At 48.0% G+C, this 25,596-nt stretch carries 1 protein-coding gene; it reads left to right on the plus strand.

Annotated elements, in window-relative coordinates:
• Positions 1–22: 22 nt before the first annotated feature.
• Entirely contained in the window at positions 23–25,552 is a 25,530-nt protein-coding gene (locus OCV20_RS18470; RefSeq protein ID WP_108721723.1) for a tandem-95 repeat protein, read from the plus strand.
• The last annotated feature ends 44 nt before the right edge of the window (positions 25,553–25,596 follow it).

Below are 25,596 nucleotides of genomic sequence, written 5' to 3' on the forward strand. Positions count from 1 at the left end.
GCTAGTAGCAACGGAGGCTGTAATGGCAGGCGAAAATAACCAAAACAACCAAAATGAAGATCTAAATGACGCGGTAGAACAAACGGACACGAACGACGCGGGTACGCCCTCCCAACAGCAGAATCAACAAAATCAACAAAATACGATTGCGTCGACAATAGCGACGGGTGCTGAAAATGCGGATGCGGCAGATGAAGTTAACCAGGCTTTAGACGAAAATCCGAGTGGTGCAGGTAATGCTGAAGATGCCTCGGCTTCTGGTGCGGCTGTGCAAGAAGAGACGCCAGAAAGTGGTAGTGATTCAGACGCAGCACAATCCAATGTAGTTGGTGGGGCCGCTTCTGAAGCTGGCTCGGATAACGCTGCTGGTAGTGGTGGCGGAGCTGGAGCGGGCGCACAAGCTGTAGGCGGTGATAACGCAGAGGCCGCGACAGGTGGCGCAGACGCTGAAGGTAATGAAGAACAAGGCCAAGCTGCACGTACATCAGCAGCGCCGAGTGCGACATCTTCAGAGTCGGGTGACCAACAAGTTGGTGATGAGCTGGATTCACAAACAGTAGAAGAGACATTTGCAGTTGATGTTCAAGCTTCTGACGAAGAGACCATCAGCGAAGTAGAAGATGACTTTGATTCTGAAACGGTAAGCGAAACGTTCAAAATCAAAGTGGAAAGTGAAAATGATGCGCCAGAAGCTGAACAAGATCTGGCTTACATCATGGATGAAGATGGCTCCATAACATTCACTCAAGAACAATTACTCGAATACGCTAGTGATGTAGATGGGGACGAGCTTGTTGCTTCCAACGTTCAAGTTGGTGCTGATGCCACAGTTCAAGACAATGGTGATGGTACTTTCACCGTTGTTCCTTCAGCTGATTTTAATGGTGAACTTGACCTTACTTTCGACATCAGTGACGGCCAAGAAACGATTAGCAGCGCAATTGATTTAACGGTACGCCCGATTAATGACGCGCCTGTTCCTGAAGATAAAACGTTTGAAATCGAGGAAGACGGAACGCTTATCTTCACCGATGCAGACCTATTAACAGGTGCCACGGACATTGAAGGTGACAACCTAACGGTTGAAGGTGTGACCTACGACGGTGGCGACGGCATCCTTACTGATAACGGTAATGGTACTTACACCTTTGCTCCGAATGAAAACTTCAACGGCGATGTAAACTTCGGCTTCGATGTATCAGATGGTACCGATACGGTCTCTGCCAACATCGACGTAAGCGTAACTGCCGTTGATGATGCGCCTGTATCGGGTGACCTAGCTTATTCAATCGATGAAGACGGTTCGATTCGTCTAAGTCAAGAGCAGCTTCTATCGCAAGCGTCTGATGTGGAAGGCGATGACCTTACTGCCAGCGGCCTAACGGTTGGCGGCGATGCAACAGTCGTTGCTAACGATGACGGCAGCTTCACGATTACGCCAGATGAGAACTTCAATGGTGACATCGATATCAACTTCGATATCTCTGATGGTACTAACACCGTTCAAGCTTCAGCAGACCTGACGGTTAATCCAGTTAACGATTTACCAGTCCCTCAAGACCAACAGTTCAGTGTTGAAGAAGACGGCACGTTAATCTTTACCGATGCAGACCTGTTAACAGGCGCGACAGATATTGAAGGTGACAACCTGACGGTTGAAGGTGTGACCTACGATGGTGGCGACGGTATCCTGACCGACAACGGTAATGGTACTTACACGTTTGCTCCGAATGAAAACTTCAATGGCGACGTAAACTTCGGCTTTGATGTCTCTGACGGTACCGATACGGTATCTGCGAACATCGACGTAAGCGTTACTGCCGTTGATGATGCGCCTGTGTCTGGTGACTTAGCGTACTCAATCGACGAAGACGGTTCGATTCGTCTAAGCCAAGAGCAGTTGCTATCGCAAGCGTCTGACGTGGAAGGCGATGACCTAACGGCCAGCGACTTAACGGTTGGTGGTGATGCAACAGTTGTGGCTAACGACGATGGCAGTTTCACGATTACGCCAGATGAGAACTTCAATGGTGACATCGATATCAGCTTTGATATCTCAGATGGTACCAATACCGTTCAAGCTTCAGCAGACCTTACGGTTAACCCAGTAAATGATTTACCAGTCCCTCAAGATCAACAGTTCAGCGTTGAAGAAGATGGCACGCTTATCTTCACCGATGCAGACCTGTTAACAGGTGCTACAGATATTGAAGGTGACAACCTAACGGTTGAAGGTGTGACCTACGATGGTGGCGACGGTATACTTACCGACAACGGTAATGGTACGTACACCTTTGCTCCGAATGAAAACTTCAACGGCGATGTAAACTTCGGCTTCGATGTATCAGATGGTACCGATACGGTCTCTGCCAACATCGACGTAAGCGTAACTGCCGTTGATGATGCGCCTGTATCGGGTGACCTAGCTTATTCAATCGATGAAGACGGTTCGATTCGTCTAAGCCAAGAGCAGTTGCTATCGCAAGCATCAGATGTGGAAGGCGATGACCTTACTGCCAGCGGTCTAACGGTTGGTGGTGATGCAACCGTTACTCAAAACGATGACGGCAGCTTCACGATTACGCCAGATGAGAACTTCAATGGTGACATCGATATCAACTTCGATATCTCAGATGGTACTAACACCGTTCAAGCTTCAGCTGACCTTACGGTTAATCCAGTTAACGATTTACCAGTACCTCAAGATCAACAGTTCAGCGTTGAAGAAGATGGCACGCTCATCTTTACCGATGCAGATCTGTTAACCGGTGCTACAGATATTGAAGGTGACAACCTTACTGTTGAAGGTGTGACCTACGATGGCGGTGACGGTATTCTTACCGACAACGGTAACGGCACGTACACCTTCGCTCCAAACGAGAACTTCAATGGCGACGTAAACTTCGGTTTCGATGTGTCAGACGGCACCGATACGGTGTCAGCAAACATCGACGTAAGCGTAACTGCAGTTGATGATGCGCCAGTATCGGGCGACCTAGCGTACTCAGTGGACGAAGATGGTTCGATTCGCCTAAGCCAAGAGCAGTTGCTATCGCAAGCATCAGATGTGGAAGGCGATGACCTTACTGCCAGCGGCCTAACGGTTGGTGGTGATGCGACGGTTGTAGCCAACGATGACGGCAGCTTCACGATTACGCCAGATGAGAACTTCAATGGCGACATCGATATCAGCTTCGATATCTCAGATGGTACCAACACAGTTCAAGCTTCGGCTGACCTAACCGTTAACCCAGTAAATGACCTGCCAGTGCCTCAAGATCAACAGTTCAGCGTTGAAGAAGATGGTACGTTAATCTTTACTGATGCCGACCTGTTAACAGGCGCAACGGATATTGAAGGTGACAACCTAACGGTTGAAGGTGTGACCTACGACGGCGGTGACGGTATTCTTACTGATAACGGTAATGGTACTTACACCTTTGCTCCAAATGAAAACTTCAATGGCGACGTAAACTTCGGTTTCGATGTGTCAGATGGTACCGATACGGTATCTGCGAACATCGATGTCAGTGTTACAGCGGTTGATGATGCGCCAGTATCGGGTGACCTAGCGTACTCAATTGATGAAGACGGTTCGATTCGTCTAAGCCAAGAGCAACTTTTATCACAAGCTTCTGACGTAGAAGGCGATGACCTGACGGCCAGTGACCTATCGGTTGACGGTGATGCAACAGTCGTTGCGAACGATGACGGCAGCTTTACGATTACGCCAGATGAGAACTTCAATGGCGACATCGATATCAACTTCGATATCTCAGATGGTACTAACACCGTTCAAGCTTCAGCTGACCTAACCGTTAATCCAGTTAACGATTTACCAGTCCCTCAAGATCAACAGTTCAGCGTTGAAGAAGATGGCACGCTCATCTTTACCGATGCAGATCTGTTAACCGGTGCTACAGATATTGAAGGCGACAACCTATCGGTTGAAGGTGTGACCTACGACGGTGGCGACGGTATCCTAACCGACAACGGTAACGGAACTTACACCTTCGCTCCGAATGAAAACTTCAATGGCGATGTAAACTTCGGCTTCGATGTGTCTGACGGTACCGATACGGTATCTGCCAATATCGATGTGAGTGTAACTGCCGTTGATGATGCGCCTGTATCGGGTGACCTAGCGTACTCAATCGACGAAGACGGTTCGATTCGTCTAAGCCAAGAGCAATTGCTTTCTCAAGCCTCTGACGTAGAGGGCGATGACCTGACGGCTAGCGACCTAACGGTTGACGGTGATGCGACGGTTGTAGCCAACGATGACGGCAGCTTCACGATTACGCCAGATGAGAACTTCAATGGCGACATCGATATCAGCTTCGATATCTCAGATGGTAGCAACACAGTTCAAGCTTCGGCTGACCTAACCGTTAACCCAGTAAATGACCTGCCAGTGCCTCAAGATCAACAGTTCAGCGTTGAAGAAGATGGTACGTTAATCTTTACTGATGCCGACCTGTTAACAGGCGCAACGGATATTGAAGGTGACAACCTAACGGTTGAAGGTGTGACCTACGACGGCGGTGACGGTATCCTTACCGACAACGGTAATGGTACGTACACATTCGCTCCAAATGAGAACTTCAATGGCGACGTAAACTTCGGCTTCGATGTGTCTGACGGTACCGATACGGTATCAGCCAATATCGATGTGAGTGTAACTGCCGTTGATGATGCGCCTGTATCGGGTGACCTAGCATACTCAATCGACGAAGACGGTTCGATTCGTCTAAGCCAAGAGCAGCTTCTATCGCAAGCGTCTGACGTTGAAGGCGATGATCTAACCGCAAGCGACTTAACGGTCGGCGGTGATGCAACGGTTGTAGCTAACGACGACGGCAGTTTCACTATTACGCCAGATGAGAACTTCAATGGCGACATCGATATCAGCTTTGATATCTCAGATGGCACTAATACGGTTCAAGCCTCTGCAGACTTAACCGTTAACCCAGTAAATGACCTGCCAGTACCACAAGATCAACAGTTCAGCGTTGAAGAAGACGGCACGTTAATCTTCACCGATGCCGACCTATTAACAGGCGCAACGGACATTGAAGGTGATAACTTAACGGTTGAAGGTGTGACCTACGATGGCGGCGACGGTATCCTTACTGATAACGGTAATGGTACTTACACCTTTGCGCCAAACGAGAACTTCAATGGTGACGTAAACTTCGGTTTCGATGTATCTGACGGTACCGATACGGTCTCTGCCAACATTGATGTGAGCGTAACAGCGGTTGATGATGCGCCAGTATCGGGCGACCTAGCGTACTCAATTGACGAAGACGGTTCTATCCGCTTAAGCCAAGAGCAACTGCTTTCTCAAGCATCAGATGTGGAAGGCGATGATTTAACAGCAAGCGACTTAACGGTTAGCGGTGATGCAACAGTCGTTGCTAACGATGACGGCAGCTTCACGATTACGCCAGATGAGAACTTCAATGGCGACATTGATATCAGCTTCGATATCTCAGACGGCACCAATACGGTTCAAGCTTCAGCAGACCTGACGGTTAACCCAGTAAACGACCTACCAGTGCCTCAAGATCAACAGTTCAGTGTTGAAGAAGATGGCACGCTCATCTTTACTGATGCAGACCTGTTAACAGGTGCTACAGACATTGAAGGCGATAACCTTACTGTTGAAGGTGTGACCTACGACGGTGGCGACGGTATCTTGACCGACAACGGCAATGGTACGTACACCTTTGCGCCAAACGAGAACTTCAATGGTGACGTAAACTTCGGCTTCGATGTATCTGACGGTACTGATACGGTATCTGCGAACATTGATGTAAGTGTGACGGCGGTTGATGATGCGCCAGTATCGGGTGACCTAGCGTACTCAATCGATGAAGACGGTTCGATTCGTCTAAGTCAAGAGCAATTGCTATCACAAGCATCAGATGTGGAAGGCGATGATCTAACAGCGAGCGACCTTACGGTTGGCGGTGATGCGACGGTTGTAGCTAACGATGACGGCAGCTTCACGATTACGCCAGATGAGAACTTCAATGGCGACATCGATATCAGCTTCGATATCTCTGATGGTACCAATACGGTTCAAGCTTCAGCAGACCTGACGGTTAACCCAGTAAACGACCTGCCAGTGCCTCAAGATCAGCAATTCAGTGTTGAAGAAGATGGCACGTTAATCTTCACCGATGCAGACCTGTTAACAGGCGCTACAGACATTGAAGGCGATAACCTTACTGTTGAAGGTGTGACCTACGACGGTGGCGAGGGTATTCTGACCGACAACGGCAATGGTACGTACACCTTTGCGCCAAACGAGAACTTCAATGGTGACGTAAACTTCGGTTTCGATGTATCAGACGGTACCGATACGGTCTCTGCCAATATCGACGTAAGCGTAACAGCGGTTGATGATGCGCCAGTATCGGGCGACCTCGCGTACTCAATCGATGAAGACGGTTCTATCCGCCTAAGCCAAGAGCAACTGCTATCACAAGCCTCTGACGTAGAAGGCGATGACCTGACAGCCAGCGACCTTACGGTTGGTGGTGATGCAACGGTTGTAGCTAATGATGACGGCAGCTTCACCATCACGCCAGATGAGAACTTCAATGGCGACATCGATATCAGCTTCGATATCTCTGATGGTACTAATACGGTTCAAGCTTCTGCTGACCTAACCGTTAACCCAGTTAACGACCTGCCAGTACCTCAAGATCAACAGTTCAGTATTGCAGAAGACGGTACTTTACTGTTCACAGACGCGGATCTGCTTACAGGCGCGACAGACGTTGAAGGTGATAACCTGACGGTTGAAGGTATCACTTATGAAGGCACTGATGGCGTACTGACTGACTTAGGTGAGGGCTCATATAGCTTTGCTCCAAACGAAAACTTTAATGGAGATGTGAGCTTTAGCTTCGATGTGTCAGACGGTACAGATACCGTGTCTGCAAACATTGATGTTAGCGTGACTCCTGAGAACGATCCGCCTGTTGCGGGCTCAACGTCCTACACGGTGAATGAAGACAATTCGATTACCATTTCTGATGCACAACTATTGGCAACATCTTCAGATATTGAAGGTGATGTATCGATAGACAGCGTGACTTACTCTGGTAGCGACGGTGTCCTCGAAATCAATGGTAACGGCACTTACACCTTCTCGCCAAATGAGAACTTCAGCGGTGAAATTGCACTGGATGTGGTTGTTGCTGATGAAGATGGTGCGACCGACTCAACGACCGCGGGCATCAATGTTCTTGAAGTGAACGATCCGCCGGTTGCAGGCCCAACGTCTTACACCATTGATGAAGACTCAGTACTGACCTTCAGTGAGTCTCAAGTGTTGCTTAATGCCTCAGATGTAGAAGGGGATGTTGAGCTTGTTGGTATTAGCTACGATGGCCCTGATGGTATTTTCACAGTAAATGGTGATGGCACTTGTAGCTTCGCTCCGAATGAGAACTTTAATGGTCAAGTTCAGCTTGATGTCACCATTCGTGATGAAGACGGTGCAGAGGTTGAAACCGTCATCAATGTTGACGTATTGCCAATCAATGATGCGCCAGTGTCTGGTGATTTGGCTTACAACGTTAACGAAGATGGTTCAATCACATTGAGCCAAGATCAGCTGTTGTCTCAAGCGTCCGATGTTGAAGGCGAAGATCTAACCGCAAGCGACTTAACGGTAGATGGTAACGCAACAGTAACCGCCAATGATGATGGTAGCTTTACCATCGTTCCAGATGCGAACTTCAATGGTGACATTGATATTCAATTCAACATCACTGATGGTACTGACACGGTTCAAGCAACGGCCGATCTTACTGTTAACCCAGTTAATGACTTGCCGGTTCCTCAAGACCAACAATTCAGTATTGCAGAAGACGGTACGCTGCAATTTACAGATGCCGACTTACTTACTGGTGCCACCGATATTGATGGCGATGACTTAACCGTTGAAGGTATTAGCTATACAGGTGGTGATGGCGTACTGACCGACCACGGAGATGGTACTTATACCTTTGCGCCAAATGAAAACTTCAATGGCGATGTGAACTTCAGTTTCGATGTGTCTGATGGCACAGAAACGGTCAGCGCTAACATTGATGTGAGTGTGACACCTGAGAACGATCCGCCAGTTGCGGGTTCAACCTCATACATGGTCAATGAAGACAATGCCATCACAATCTCTGATGAACAGTTGCTAGCAAACTCTTCTGATGTAGAAGGTGCAGTGTCGGTTGACAGCGTAACTTACAGCGGCACAGATGGTGTGTTCCAAGATAATGGTGACGGCAGTTACACCTTCCTTCCTAATGAAAACTTCAGTGGCGATATCAGCCTTGACGTTATTGTTGCCGATGAAGACGGTTCGATTGATGAAACCACGGCGGGCATCACCGTTCTAGAAGTGAATGATCCACCGGTTGCGGGTCCAACGTCATACACCATTGACGAAGATTCGGTTCTGACGTTCAGTGAATCTCAGATTCTTGTGAATGCTTCGGATGTCGAAGGCGATGTAGAACTCGTTGGCATTAATTACGATGGCTCTGACGGTATCTTCACTGTAAATGGCGATGGTACATGCAGCTTTGCACCGAACGAAAACTTCAATGGTCAAGTACAACTGGGTGTGACCATTCAAGATGAAGATGGCGCAACGGTTGAAACACACATTAACGTTGATGTATTGCCAATCAATGATGCGCCAGTATCGGGCGATTTGGCTTACACGATTAACGAAGACAGCTCAATCACGCTGACACAAGATCAATTGTTAGCACGAGCGGGTGATATTGATAGTGAAAACCTAGAAGCTATCAATCTATCAACTGATGAAAATGCGACCATCCAACACAATGATGATGGCAGCTACACCATTACACCTAACGCCGACTACAACGGTGACCTAGACCTGAACTTCGATATCATCGATAACGATGGTGGTTCAGTTCAAGTTGGCCTAGACATTACCGTGAATCCGGTTAATGACTTGCCACAAGCGCAAGATCAACAGTTCACGATTGAAGAAGACGGTACGTTACTCTTCACCGATGCTGACCTGCTTGCCGGCGCGTCAGATATTGATGGTGACGAGCTGTCGATTGAAAACGTGCTCTACACGGGTGCAGATGGTGTTCTTAGCGATAATGGCGACGGCACATACAGCTTTGCTCCAAACGAGAACTTCAATGGTGATGTTCAATTCTCGTTCGATGTCTCTGACGGTACTGATTCAACATCAGCTGTTATTGATGTCAGCGTAACGCCTGAGAATGATCCACCGGTTGCGGGCTCGACATCTTACACAGTTCAAGAAGATGGCCAAATCACGATCAGTGATGAGCAACTATTGGCAAACTCTTCCGATGTGGAAGGCGATGTATCATTGTCTGGAGTAACTTACTCCGGTGATGACGGCTCTTTTGTTGATAATGGCAATGGTACTTACACCTTTACGCCAAATGAAAACTTCGATGGTGATATTTCACTAGACGTTGTTGTCATTGATGAAGACGGTGCAACCGCAACTACAACCGCTGGCATCGATGTTATCGCTGTGAATGACGGACCTGAAACTTCGGGCATTCAGGCTGAAGTCGATGAAGATAACGCAATTACCATTACTCAAGAGCAGTTGCTAGCGAACGCAACGGACGTTGAAGGTGATGATCTAACGGCATCTAACCTACAAACCAACGATCCAGATGCGACAATTGTTGCTAATGACGATGGTTCATTCACCATTACGCACACAGAAAACTTCAATGGCGAGTTGGACTTCACATACAACATCAGTGATGGTGAGAATGAAGTTCTGACGACACTCGACTTGACGGTTAATCCTGTCAACGATGCGCCGGAAGCGGGCGATGAAATCTTCATTCAAGCCCAAGAAGACCAAACAGTTGGTGTAACACTTCGTGAAGAGCCAGCACTACGTTTAGACCAAGCGCCAGAAAACGGCATCATTGAAGCGAATGTGAATGACGAATGGGTGGTGCTGGAAGTAGGACAAGAAGTTCCTGCTGACACAGAAGTACGCTTTATTCCAAATGATGACGCATTGGCTAACGGTACACACACCACGCAAATCGGTACGTTTGACGATAACGCGAGCGTGGACGATTGGGGTACAGAAGTCGACCCTTATACTCGTGAGTTCTCGGATGGTGACTTAACGGTAACTGTTCAAAGTAACGATGATCCTCTTGGTGCCTGGAATGGTAACACCCACATTGGTCACGGTATTGGTGATACAGACCGCCAAGGCTTAAGTGGTGATGAGAAACTGACGGTTTCGGTTGAAGGTCAAGACATCAATGAAATCAGCTTCCATCTTGATGGTTTGGGTGGCTGGTTCATGGAAGAGTCTCGTCACTTTACTGAAGTGGAAATTCGCGCCTTCAACGATGATGGTGAGTTAATCGATTCGATGACTTACCACAAAGAAGACCGTAGCAATTACGAGACGGACTACACGCTTACGGTAAATGAGCCGGTGTCTTACTTTGAACTTGGTACCGTGCAAGGTAATGGTACTTACGTGGTTCAAAACATGACAGTGTCACAAACTTGTCATGATGAAGCCGTGTTTACATCGATTGGTGTTGATGGTTCAGAGATCACCGAAACGGTTGAGTTGAATATCCATGCGGGTGACAACGAAATCGAGCTAACGGCTGAACTTCCGAATATTACTGTCGATACCGATGGTTCTGCACAGTTTGCTTCGGTTGTGATTACCGAAGAACAACTACTGGCGCAAGCATCTGATATTGATGGTGATGACCTCGATATTCAGAATCTCGAGCTAGTGGGTGAAAACTCAGAGCATGCAACACTCACCGATAATGGTGATGGTACTTGGACGGTAACACCGGATGAAAACTTCCATGGTGAAATCGAACTCGGTTACCAAGTTACGGATGGTGAGCTAACAGACAGCAACATCATCAACATCAACTTCGAATCGGTGAATGATGCGCCAATCGTTTCTGGCCCGATTGTTCTATCGACAGACGAAGATGAGGGCATCACGTTCAGTGCGGATGACTTGCTAGCGAACACCACAGATGTGGAAGGTGATACGCTGTCTATTTCTGACATCACTTACGGTGGTGACAACGGTGAGCTAGTTGATAACGGTGATGGTACGTTTACCTTCATGCCGAATGAAAACTTCAATGGTGAAATCGACATCGACTACAAGGTGTTTGATGGTACTGATGAAGTTGCAACGCATCTAGACCTAACGGTTGTACCGGTCAATGATGTGCCGGTTCCGGGTGAGCCATTGCACACCCAAATGCTTGAAAACGGCTCCATGATCATCGAAGCGAAAGACCTATTGTCTGGCGCGACCGATGTTGATGGCGACATTCTTCATGTTGAAAACCTATTACTTGCAGACCAAACGCAAGGTACCTTAACGGATAACGGTGATAATACCTTTACCTTCGAACCTGCAGAAGACTTCTATGGTGAAGTGAATCTGACTTTCGATATCAGTGACGGGCAAGCAAGCGCACCAAGTACAGCAAGAGTCGACGTTGAAATTGTCAATGAAGGCCCTGAGGTGAGTGGTCCAATTGAAGCCGCTGTTGATGAAGATGGTTCAATCACTATCACTCAAGAGGATCTGTTAGCGAATGCAACCGATGTAGATGGCGATAACCTTGAAGCGGTTAACTTTGCGACCAACGATCCAAATGCGGTTGTTGTCGAAAATCCAGACGGTAGCTTCACGATTACACCAAGTGCAGATTTCTTTGGTGAGATTGAATTTACTTACGATGTCACTGACGCGATCGAAACTGTTGCCGCTGACCTCAACCTAACCGTAAATCCAATCAATGATGCGCCAGACGTGCCTGACATGTCTTTCACTACGGAAGATGGTCAAGCGATTACTATTACCGAAGCTGAGTTACTGGCACAAGCGACAGACGTTGAAGGTGATGAACTGTCAGTTGTGAATGTGACGAGTGCAAGCGACACGGTAGAAGTCACAGACAATGGCGACGGAACATACACATTAACACCAGAACAGGGTTTCTTCGGTAATGTTGACTTAGCGTTTGATGTGAGCGATGGCACGGATGTGGTTGCCGCAAACATCGACCTAAAAGTTGAGTTCGTCAACGATGCGCCAGAAGCGACGCCAATGGTGGCTGATGTCGACGAAGATGGTTCAATCCTCGTTACACAAGAAATGTTGTTGGAGAACGCGAGCGACCAAGATGGCGATGAGCTATTTGCTACTTCGCTTGAAACCAATGATCCGAACGCTAGCATTGTCGACAACGGTGATGGCACGTACACAGTGACTCCTTCTGAAAACTTCAACGGTGATATTGCATTCACTTATGAGGTGAGCGACGGTGAGCTGAGCACGTCGAATGACATGACATTGACCGTTAATCCGGTGAATGACATTCCAATTGTTGCTCCAGGCCTGTACCACATTGAAGAGGATGGCAGCATCCTGTTCACTCAAGAAGATCTTTTGAGTGGTGCGATTGATATTGATGGCGATGACCTAAGCGTTACTAGCATCAATTACTCTGGCGATGAAGGCACAGTCACCGACAATGGTGACGGCACGTTCAGCTTCGTTCCTGAAGAGCACTTCAGTGGTGACCTACAGTTCAGCTTTACGGTGACAGACGGTACGGATGAAGTTGAACAAGACATCAATGTTCACATTGAAGCCGTAGCTGATGCGCCTGACTTAGTTATCACGGATGGCGATGGTGTCAACGTTGATGATGAAGCAATTCTGGTTGAGCCAGGCGGCATTGTTGAGCTTAATATTGCGGCTGCGCTAGTAGACCAAGATCTATCAGAAACACTGACGGTAACGGTTGATGGTGTGCCTGAAGGCTCAGTGATTACCTACGATAACGAAGGGGTAATCAATAACCAAGACAACGGTATCACCAGTTACAACGATACTGAAATCACAGTCACATTTGAGGGTGAGACGGCTGGTTACGAAAACACAGCGGGTTACTACAAAGTTGACGAAGACGGCAACATCACGGGCGTTGAAATTGTCTACGAGAACGCCTCACAAGTCGATGGTGGTGGTGACCTTGTTCCTGGGCAAGAACAGTTCAGCTTCCAAGTGGCGGAAGGCGAAAGCTTTAACCTGTTCTTAATTCCAAACGGACATCAGCACAACGACTTTGATGCGATGCAAGACGGTCAGTACGAGTTCCGTGCTGAGGATGGTTCGCCTGCGAACATGGATACGGTTGACCCTCAACTCGTCTTTGTTGCGGCAGATGGAACCGAGACCGTGATTCAAGGCCAGAATGGTGACGCGATCTTCCATGGTGGTTCAAGCTCTCAGCTAAACCAAGATGGTATAGAACATACTCGCACGACGGTTAATGAAGACGGCGAGCTGGTTTACGGCTTTGAAGATTTGTATGGCGGCGGTGATGCTGACTACACAGATTTCAACTTCACAATCGATGTCGGTGAAGTGAACAGCCAAATCTACAGCGGTGAAGTGACGGTTGGCCCTGATGGTACGGTGAACTTACCAACAACGGCTATCGAAAATGCACTACAAATCCAGCTACCTGAAGACTTCAACGAACAGCTTGAAGTTCATGTAACCGCAACCGCAACAGAGCTATCGAATGATGATTCTGAAACGGTCTCTCAAACCATCTACATTAACGCGACAGGCGCGCACATTGAGCACGCACCTGAAGCACTTCCGGTTTCTGCAACGGTTGAAGAAGATGGTTCAATCATCATTACGCAAGAAGACCTATTGGCTAATGCGCGTGATCTCGATGGCGATCAGTTGACGGCTCTGAATTTAGCAACCGATGATGAGAGCGTTACGATTACCGATAACGGTGATGGTACGTACACATTAACGCCAGATGCTGATTTCAATGGTGATGTAAGCTTTACGTTTGATGTGTCTGATGGTGATGATGTTGTCTCTACCAACCTAGAGCTAACGGTTTCACCTGTGAACGACGGTCCAGAAGCACAAGACCAGACATTCACAGTCGGCGAAGATGGCGTGTTAACTTTCAATGACCAAGACCTATTAACAGGTGCAACGGACATTGAAGGGGACGACCTAAGTGTTGAAGGTGTAACTTACACTGGCGCAGATGGTGTCCTAACCGACAATGGCGATGGCACATACAGCTTCGCACCAAATGAAAACTTCAATGGCGATGTGAACTTCTCGTTCAATGTATCAGATGGTACCGATACGGTAACCGCTAACATTGATGTGAGCGTGACGCCAGAGAATGATCCACCGGTTGCGGGTAGTACGTCTTACACGGTTCATGAGGACAACTCTATTACGATCAGTAACGAACAATTGCTAGCGAACTCTTCGGATATCGAAGGTGAAGTGGCGATTGATAGCGTGACTTACAGTGGTAGTGACGGTGTTCTAGAAATCAACGGCGACGGTACATATACCTTCTCTCCAAACGAGAACTTCAATGGCGAAGTTAGCCTTGATGTGGTTGTTGTGGATGAAGACGATGCAGCCGTATCGACTACTGCGGGCATTACGGTTCTAGAAGTGAACGATCCGCCAGTTGCTGGCCCAACGTCATACACCATCGATGAAGATTCAGTACTGACTTTCAGTGAGTCTCAAGTTCTGCTGAACGCATCTGATATTGAAGGTGATGTTGAGCTTGTTGAGATCAACTACGACGGTCCAGACGGCATCTTCTCAATCAATGGTGACGGTACATGTAGCTTCGCACCGAATGAAAACTTCAACGGCCAAGTGCAGTTGGATGTGACAATTCAAGATGAAGACGGCGCTCAAGTTGATACGTTTATTACGGTTGATGTATTACCAATCAACGATGTACCAGTATCAGGCGACCTGGCATACAGTGTTGAGGAAGACGGTTCGATTACCTTGAGCCAGGAGCAGCTTCTTTCTCAAGCGAGTGATGTAGATGGCGACGACCTTACTGCTTCTAACTTGATTGTTGATGGAGACGCGACGGTTGTTGCTAACGATGACGGCAGCTTTACCATTACGCCAGATGCGAACTTCAATGGTGACATTGACCTAACGTTCGACATTAGCGACGGTACAGATACGCTGGTTGCGACGGCTGACCTAACCGTTAATCCAGTTAATGACCTTCCACAACCACAAGATCAAACGTTCAGCATCGGCGAAGACGGCATCTTGAATTTCACTGATGAAGACTTGCTGACAGGTGCGACTGACATTGATGGGGATGACCTATCGGTTGAAGGCGTTACTTACACAGGTGCGGACGGTGTTCTTACTGATAATGGCGACGGAAGCTACAGCTTTGCGCCAAATGAAAACTTCAATGGTGATGTGAACTTCAGTTTTAATGTGTCAGATGGCACGGATACAGTTCAAGCCAACATTGATGTCAGCGTGACACCAGAGAACGATCCACCGGTTGCAGGTAGCACGTCTTACACCGTTCATGAAGACAACTCAATTACCATCAGTGACGAACAGTTACTTGCTAACTCTTCGGACATTGAAGGTGATGTCGCCGTTGACAGCGTGACTTACACTGGCGCTGACGGTGTCTTTGAAGACAACGGTGACGGTACTTACACCTTCTCACCAAACGAAAACTTCAACGGAGAAGTTAGCCTTGATGTTGTTGTTACCGACGAAGAGGGCGCAACTGAAGCGACCACCGCAGGTATTACTGTACTCGAGGTGAACGATCCACCAATCGCAGGCTCAACGAGCTACTCAGTCAACGAAGACGAAGTTATCACCATCAGTTCAGAGCAACTGTTGGCGAACGCTTCTGATATCGAAGGTGAAGTGGCGATTGATAGCGTTAACTACACAGGCTCAGACGGTATCTTTACCGACAATGGTGACGGAACATTCAGCTTCGCACCTAACGCGAACTTCGATGGCGATGTAAGCCTTGATGTTGTCGTTACTGATGAAGAAGGCGCAACCGTAGCGACCAACGCAAGCATTGATGTTCTGCCTGTTAACGATGCTCCGGTATCGGGTGACTTGGCGTACAGCGTGGACGAAGATGGCTCAATTACCTTGAGCCAAGAGCAATTGCTTGCTCAAGCGAGTGATGTTGACGGCGATGACTTAACAGCGGCTAACCTAACCGTTGGTGGTGATGCGACAGTTACAGCAAACGATGATGGTAGTTTCACTATCACGCCAGATGCTAACTTCAATGGCGACATTGATTTAAACTTCGACATTACCGATGGTGATGCGACGCTTCAAGCAACGGCTGACCTAACAGTTAACCCAGTTAATGACTTGCCAACAGTCGGTGAGCCACAATTTGTGACTCAAGAAGACACCAGCTTTACCTTCACTGAAGAGCAACTACTGCAAAATGCAGGCGACATTGATGGCGATAACCTATCGGTTGAAAATGTGGCTTCAGATAGCGGTACTTTGGTTGATAACGGCGACGGTACTTATACATTCGCACCGAATGAAAACTTCGACGGCAATGTGAATGTGACGTTCGACGTGAATGACGGTACAGCGACAGTACCAGCAGAAGCGACAATTGATGTTCAATCTGTGGTTGATATGCCAGAGCTGTCGATTGCTTCTGACCTAGTGATTGCTTCAGACAACTTCGAGTCTGGCTCAAACGGTTGGAATACCGGTACTGAAAGCTCACAAGGCTTCGAATCTGGTGACATGCTAGGTCGTATTGGTGGCACTGGTGGCGAGGAGGCCGTAAGCAAAACTTACGATATTCCAAGTGATGTGAGCGAAGTTAATATCTCGTTCAACTTCTACGAAATTGACTCATGGGATGGTGAGTCGTTCCAAATCTTTGTCGGTGGCGAAGAGCTTACCTCGTTAGATAACTCAGCGTTCCGTACTGAAGATGGCACGACAACGTTGTACGATTCAGCGGGCAATGAAGTCGGTGAAGTGGTTCACGGCGTATCGCAAGGTGAAGGTTTCAGTGGTTGGAACGACCAAGCACACCAAATCAACCTAACGGTACCCGTTGAAGACGGCCAACTTGAATTAGGCTTCGGTTCAACTCTGAATCAAAGCGTGATTGACGAGTCGTTTGGTATCGATAACATCGAAATCACAGTGTCTGACGCGGATTACCAAATCATTGGTACTGAAGATACACCTGTACCACTTGATATTGATGCCGCGCTAACCGATACCGATGGCTCAGAAAACCTCGCTATCTTGATTGAAGATGTGCCAGAAGGTAGCTCACTTTCTGCAGGTACCGATAACGGTGATGGCACTTGGTCACTGCAACCTGGCGAGCTAGAAGGGCTAGAGTTTATCCCTTCAGGTGACTTCAATGGGGATGTGGTTCTAACCGTGAATGCGACATCGACTGATGTTGATACGGGTACTACCGCAACGGCAACGCAAGATGTGACTATTCATATCTCTCCAGCGAACGATGCTCCAGAAGTTGATGGTGATATCAGTGCTGTGACAGCCGAAGACAACAGCATCACGCTAACGCAAGAACAGTTGCTAGAGCACGCTGTCGACATTGATGGTGATGACCTATCAGCAATCAACCTAACCACTAATGATGAAAATGCGACCGTTCAAATGAACGACGATGGCAGTTTCACCATTACGCCGAGTGAAAACTTCAACGGTAATATCGAATTTAGTTACGATGTCACCGATGGAGAAGACATGGTTGCTGCTGGCCTAGACTTGACGGTAACACCTGTCAATGATGCGCCAGAGTTGCAAGATCAAGCATTCACTATTGGTGAAGATGGGGTTCTTAACTTCACTGACGCTGACCTGTTAACGGGTGCAACGGATGTTGAAGGTGATGATCTAACAGTCGAAGGTGTGACATACACGGGTGCTGATGGTGTGCTTACCGACAATGGTGACGGAAGCTACAGCTTTGCGCCAAACGAAAACTTCAATGGTGATGTGAACTTCAGCTTTGATGTGTCAGATGGCACGGATACGGTTCAAGCCAACATTGATGTGAGCGTGACGCCTGAGAACGATCCACCAGTGGCGGGTAGTACGTCTTACACTGTGCATGAAGACAACTCAATCACGATCAGTAACGAACAGCTATTAGCCAACTCTTCAGATATTGAAGGTGAGGTTGCGATTGATAGCGTGACTTACACGGGCAGTGATGGTGTGTTCGAAGACAACGGTGACGGCACTTACACCTTCTCGCCAAACGAGAACTTCAATGGTGATGTGAGCTTAGCGGTTGTTGTTACCGATGAAGAAGGGGCAACAGAAGCGACCACAGCGGGAATCACCGTACTTGAGGTGAACGATCCGCCAATCGCAGGCTCAACCAGTTACTCAGTCAACGAAGATGAAGTTATCACCATCAGTGCAGAGCAACTGTTGGCGAACTCTTCGGATATTGAAGGCGAAGTCGCGATTGATAGTGTTACTTACACAGGCGCTGACGGTATCTTTACTGACAACGGTAACGGCACATTCAGCTTTGCACCGAACGCAAACTTCGATGGCGATGTTAGCCTCGATGTCGTGGTGACAGATGAAGACGGTGCGACAGTAGCCACCAACGCAAGTATTGATGTTCTTCCAATTAACGATCCACCAGTATCGGGTGACTTGGCATACAGCATTGATGAAGATGGTTCGATTACTCTGACTCAAGAGCAGTTGCTATCTCAAGCCTCTGATGTGGATGGCGATGACCTGACCGCAAGCAACCTAAGCGCAGGCGATAATGCAACTGTTGTTGATAATGGCGATGGCACCTTTACGGTAACGCCAGATGCGAACTTCAATGGCGATATCGACCTAAGCTTTGATATTTCGGACGGCACTGAGTCAATTGTGGCGAACGCCGATCTGACGGTAAACCCAGTCAATGACTTGCCAACGACATCTGATGTTTACGCGAACGTTGACGAAGATAATGTCATCACTATCACGCAGGAGCAGCTACTTGCGAATGCCGCTGATATTGAGGGCGATGATCTTGTCGCTTCCGACTTAACCTTAGTGGGTGACGATGCAACGATTGTCGATAACGGCGATGGTACGTTCTCTATCACTCCAAGCGAAAACTTCAATGGCTACATAGACGTTGCCTACAGCATCAGCGATGGCGACACACCAATTGCCGCTAACTTAGGCTTAACCGTTGACCCAGTTAACGACGCGCCAATTGTTTCTGCTGATGTGGCGATAACCATTGAAGAAGATGGTTCATACACCATTACTCAAGAAGAGCTCCTACAATTCGCGACTGACATCGAAGACGATGACATGACCGCAATTATTGGAGAGCAGGGCGATGAAACAACCGTAACCGGTACTGTGTTAGACGCTGAAACCAGTAGTCCAGTGTCTGGTGCAGAAGTCACCCTGACCGACAGTGCTGGCAATAGCTACACCACAGTAACGGATGATTCAGGTAACTACTCTGTTACAGGTTCAGTCGTTGACCAAGGCACGGTAACCATTGAGCAAGAAGGTTCAATTACCAGTAGCTTCCTTGTCCCTGCGGGCGAAGATGTGAATGGTGGCGTAACCGCTATATCTGAAGTACTTGAAGAAACAGATATGCGTATCGTGGTGACTTGGGGTGAAAGTCCTCGAGATATGGACAACCACTTATGGCTATACGATACAGAGAATGGCAATGAGCTAGACCATATTTACTACCGCGACATGAGCCATGATCTTGGTGAAGGTAATGTTGTTCAACAAGATGTGGATGATGTAAATGGCCATGGTCCTGAAACCATTACCATTCCAAACTACCAAGATGCTGACATGCACTATTCAGTACATAACTACACCAACAGAAGTTGGGATGTAGATGGTGTTGAAGATGTACAAGTTCAGGTGTTTGTAGGTGATACATTGGTTGAAACCTTCAGCCCGGATTTATCTGATAACCCATCAGGTGACCACTGGCATGTATTCGATATCGTGAATGGCATCATTGTTCCAAGCCAAGATGTCGGCACTCAAAATGCGTTCGACTTGCCAACGGCAGAAGAAGCGCTTGCGAATGAAAACGGCATTGATATCTCTGAATTGCTAACCGGCGATGAAGGTGATGACTCTGGTGATACGGGCGGAAACGAACCAAGTGTTGGAGATGTTTCCATTGAGAACGCGCTTATCACTGACAATGGTGACGGCACTTACACCATTACACCGGAAGAGAACTTCAATGGTGAATTCTCGATTAGCTACAACGTAGACGATGGCAACGGTGGGGTTACTCCAGCGGAACTAGACGTGACCGTAACAGCAGTTAACGACCTGTCTGTAATCTACGACCACGACTACACCATTAATGAAGATGGCTCGCTGACCTTTACCGATGAACAGCTATTGGCTGGTGCAACGGATATTGACGGCGATGACCTTTCTGTCGAGTCGGTTAACTACGAAGGCACAGACGGTGTGTTCACGGATAATGGCGATGGTACTTACACCTTTGCGCCAAACGAGAACTTCAATGGTAATGTCGACCTAACTTACGATGTGAGTGATGGCACTGATGTTGTATCGGCGAATATTGATGTTCAAGTTGTTCCAATCAATGACGTACCGGTAGCGGGTTCTACAACTTACAGCGTTGAAGAAGACGGCAGTATCACCCTAAGCGATGCACAGCTTCTAGCGAATAGCTCGGATGTTGAAGGGGAAGTGTTTGTCAGCGATGTAAGCTACAGCGGCACTGATGGTGTATTCACTGATAATGGTGATGGTACTTACACCTTTGCTCCAAACGAAAACTTTAACGGTGACATCAGTCTTGATATCTCTGTTATGGATGAAGATGGCGCAACCGCTGAAACAACCGCAGGTATCGACGTCATTGCTGTTAATGACTTGCCAGTTGCAGGTTCAACGACTTACAGCGTTGACGAAGATAACGTGATTACCATCAATGAGGCGCAGCTTCTTGCGAACAGCTCAGATATTGAAGGTGATGTATCCGTTAGCGACGTTTCCTACTCAGGCGCAGACGGTATCTTCACTGACAATGGTGATGGTACTTACAGCTTCGCACCAAATGAAAACTTCAACGGCAATGTCAGCCTAGATGTCACCGTTGCAGATGAAGACGGTGCAACCGCTCAAACGACGGCGGGTATTGATGTTATCGCAGTCAACGATGCACCAGTATCGGGTGACTTGGCTTACTCAGTGGATGAAGATGGTTCAATCACGCTAAGCCAAGAGCAACTGCTTGCTCAAGCATCGGATGTGGACGGCGATGATCTTACCGCTGCCAACCTAACTGCGGGTGATAACGCTACAGTTACGGCAAACGATGATGGTTCATTTACCATTACCCCAGATGCTGATTTCAATGGCGATATTGACCTAAGCTTCGACCTTTCTGATGGTACTGAAACGGTTGTTGCAACGGCCGACCTTACTGTGAATCCAGTGAATGACATCGCAGTTGTAGAAGATGTCGCTTACACCATTGAAGAAGACGGTTCACTTACCTTTACAGACGAGCAACTGCTAGCGGGTGCTTCTGATATTGATGGTGATGAGCTTTCAGTTGCCGACGTGTCTTACACTGGCGCAGAGGGTGTGTTCACCGACAATGGCGATGGCACTTACACCTTTGCACCGAACGAGAACTTCAATGGTGACGTAAGTCTGGACTTCTCAGTATCTGACGGTACAGAGACGGTTGATGCAAATATCGACGTAACGGTAACAGACGTTAACGATGCACCAGTGGCAGGCGCAACGTCTTACCAAATGAACGAAGATGGCACCATCACATTGAGCCCTGAGCAGTTGATTGCTAATAGCTCCGATGTGGACGGGGAAGTGTCGCTTGATAGCGTGAGCTACTCAGGTGCAGACGGTATCTTGGTTCAAAATGAAGATGGTTCGGTAACGTTCGCACCAAACGAAAACTTTAACGGCGACATCAACCTTGATGTGACGGTTATTGATGACGACGGTGCTACAGCTCAAACCACCGCTGGTATTGAAGTTATTGCAGTTAACGACGCACCAGTGGCCGGAAACGTGGCTTACTCGGTTGATGAAGATGGTTCAATTACGCTATCACAAGAGCAGTTGCTGGCGAACGCATCCGATGTTGATGGTGATGCACTGACCGCAAGCAACCTATCCGCGGGTGACAATGCAACCGTAACAGCAAACGAAGATGGTTCATTTACTATCATGCCGGATGCTGATTTCAACGGTGACATTGATTTGAGCTTCGATGTGTCAGATGGCCTTGAAACTGTTCAAGCTGGCGTCGACCTAACGGTTAACCCAGTCAATGACCTACCAACAGCAGAAGACCAAAACTTTACCGTTGAGGAAGATGGAACGCTAATCTTCACGGATGCAGACCTACTAGCAGGTGCTACAGACATTGACGGCGATGACTTGTCTATCACGGATGTGTCTTACACTGGCGCAGAAGGTGTATTCACGGATAACGGTGATGGCACTTATAGTTTTGCTCCGAACGAGAACTTCAATGGCGATGTCAACCTAGGCTTCACAGTGACTGATGGCACTGAGACAGTCGATGGCAATATTGGTGTGACGGTAACGGATGTTAACGATGCACCGGTAGCGGGTTCTACGTCTTACCAAATGAACGAAGATGGCACCATCACAATCAGCCCTGAGCAGTTAATTGCTAATAGCTCTGACGTTGATGGTGAAGTGTCACTTGAAAGCGTGACTTACTCAGGCTCTGACGGCACCTTGGTTCAAAACGATAATGGGTCTGTGACCTTCACGCCAAACGAGAACTTTAATGGTGATATCAGCCTAGATGTGGTCGTGACCGATGATGACGGTGCAACTGCAACAACAACGGCAGGAATCGAAGTTCTGGCTGTGAACGATGGACCTGAATCTGAGGATGTGAAACTAACCACAGCCGAAGACAGCACCATTCTTATCACACAAGACATGTTGTTAGCTCAAGCTACCGACATCGATAACACCGCAGACGAGCTGTCAGCTTCTGGTCTACAAATCGACCCTAGCTTGGGTGAGTTGCTAGATAACGAAGATGGTACTTGGTCATTTACACCAAACGAAAACTTCAATGGCGATGTGCCAATGACGTTTAACGTTAGCGACGGTCAAGAGACTATTTCAGTCGACGGCAACATCGATGTTACGCCAGTGAATGATGCACCTGAAGCGCCAACCATTGAGATGCAAGGCGAAGAAGATGTGGTCATGGTGATTGACCCTGCTTACATCGCGGGTCAAGTTACAGATCTTGATGGCGACGAGATCAGCATTGAGAGCATCACAGTTCGAGCTCCAGCGAACGCGACCTTAACTCAGCAACCAGACGGCATGTATCACTTGGTGACTACTCAAGACTTCAATGGCTTAGTAGAACTCGGTTATCAAGCTACTGATGGTGAAGAAGTGGTTGATGGCTCGCTGAATGTGGATGTCATTCCGGTTAACGACGCACCATTCAACGTCGGCAACGCAATGATGACCACCAACGAAGATGGCGCGTTCACCTTCGATGCTGGCGACTTGATGAACTTGTTCGGTGACATTGATACCGCTGACCTTGTTGTTTCTCGCATTATCACCGCAGACGGTGAAGATGGCGGAGAAGTAACAGACAACGGTGATGGTACTTGGACATTCACACCAACAGGCGACTTCTCAGGCGTTTCTGACCTGCAAGTTGTCGTGAGTGACGGTGAGTTTGAAACGGTTCTTGATGTTCCCGTGTTCGTACGTCCTGTCGCAGATGGTGCGGTAATTACCACCGACCATGACGGTCCATTAGTCTTCGGTGAAGATGAAACGGGTCACTTGGGACTGAACGTTGGCCTAGTCGATGATTCAGAAACACTAAGTAACTTGGTGATGACAGGTTTCCCTGTTGGATTTGAAGTAACAGATGGTGTGAATACCGTGATGATTACCGAGCCGGGTCAATACATCGACCTGTTCGACTGGGATATCTCAAACATTCAAATGACGCCTCCTGAAGACTTCCATGGTGAGTTCTTCGTAACCGTAAGTGCAACAACCGTTGATTACGGAGATGAGCCAGAAGCGTTTGATGATGGCATCGATACGGGTGATTTCGAGACCGTAGCGGGTGATTCCATCATCCTAACGGCGGACGACCTAATTGGTTTGGCTGAGAATGTGGATGCAGACAGCGATGATGAAGTGAAACTGGTTCATCTTGCCGACCGCAGCCAAGGTGAGATTGTCGATAATGGCGATGGCACTTGGACGTTCACACCAGCACCAGGCTTCACGGGCGAAGCAGACATTGCGTACGTAGTTGATAAAGATGGCGTGCTTCATGATGAGCAAACTGGCGTAGTCGTGAAAGAAGGCGACTCACAAGAGAATGCAGCACCAGAAGTTAACAGCATCACAACGACGGAAATCGCAGCGGATGCGACCTTATCGTTCACTGACGAAGACATGTTAGCGAACCTGAGCGATGCAGAAGGCGACAGCTTGAGCATTGAATCAGTAAGCTTGATGGAAGGTCAGGGCGTAATTGAGAGCGATAACCAAGGTAACTATCAATTCACACCTGCTGAAGACTACACCGGCGATGTTCAAGTTGGGTTTATAGCGACCGATGGCGAAAATCGCATCGAAAGCTTCTTCAATGTGGATATCCAAGGCGGAGATGAAGCTGCGGCGAGTGAAGGTTATGCCTTAGCTGATGATGGTTCACTAACTATCACGGATGCACAGCTGGTGGATGAGTTGGGCGTGAGTGATTCTGCACAAGTTGTTGATGTTGCAGACGCGAACGATGCTGGCTTCTTTGCCGAATCAGGTGAAGGTGAGTGGACTTACTGGCCGAACGAAGACTTCGATGGCAACTTAGCGATGAATGTTGAAGTTAACGACGGCGGTGAAGTATCAAGTCACAGCTTAAGCATCCAAGTTGAAGATGATTCAGTACAAAGTGATGAACCACAAGTCCAAGCTGCTCAAGCAACAGAAGAGCAACAAGTGGAAGTGGCTCAACAAGCTGATGACCAAGCTCAAGATGCTGAAACTGAAGACAGTACAGCCGATGTAACCGCGGCACCGGGCGATACCATCTCTATCTCGATTCCAGATGAGGTGAGTGGTAACGAATCGGTTGATTACGCTGATATGTCAGGCCTACCTGAGGGCTCTACTGTAAGTAACGCACTAGATAACGGTGATGGTAGCTTCACAATCAGTGGCAACCTAGAGCAGCCTGTATCTGTTGAACTTCCAGAAGGTTACGAAGGTACTAGCGAGATCCAATTCCAAGGTTACGACGAATTGGGTAGCTCAATAGACGGTGCTAGCGGTTCTGTTGAAGTTGAGGTCGATGATCAATACACCATGCAAGGTTCTACGCAAGAGCAGCAACCGGACATGGCGGGTATGGAATCTGGTGGCAGCGACTGGACAAGTGCGGGAGGCCAAGACCAAGGTGTTGACTTCACGGACGACTCTGGAAGCTTCGATTCAGATTCTCAAACTGGAACGGATCAAGGCAACGACTTCGACCAAAGCTCGATTTAATCGAGAGGGCTTAGTTTTAGTCTAAACCGACAAGGAGATAGGGC

This window comes from Vibrio coralliirubri (assembly GCF_024347375.1).
Classification (GTDB): domain Bacteria; phylum Pseudomonadota; class Gammaproteobacteria; order Enterobacterales; family Vibrionaceae; genus Vibrio; species Vibrio coralliirubri.

Coding starts and splice junctions, on each gene's coding strand:
- OCV20_RS18470 (WP_108721723.1), top strand. CDS start 23: ATGGCAGGCGAAAATAACCAAAACAACCAAAATGAAGATCTAAATGAC.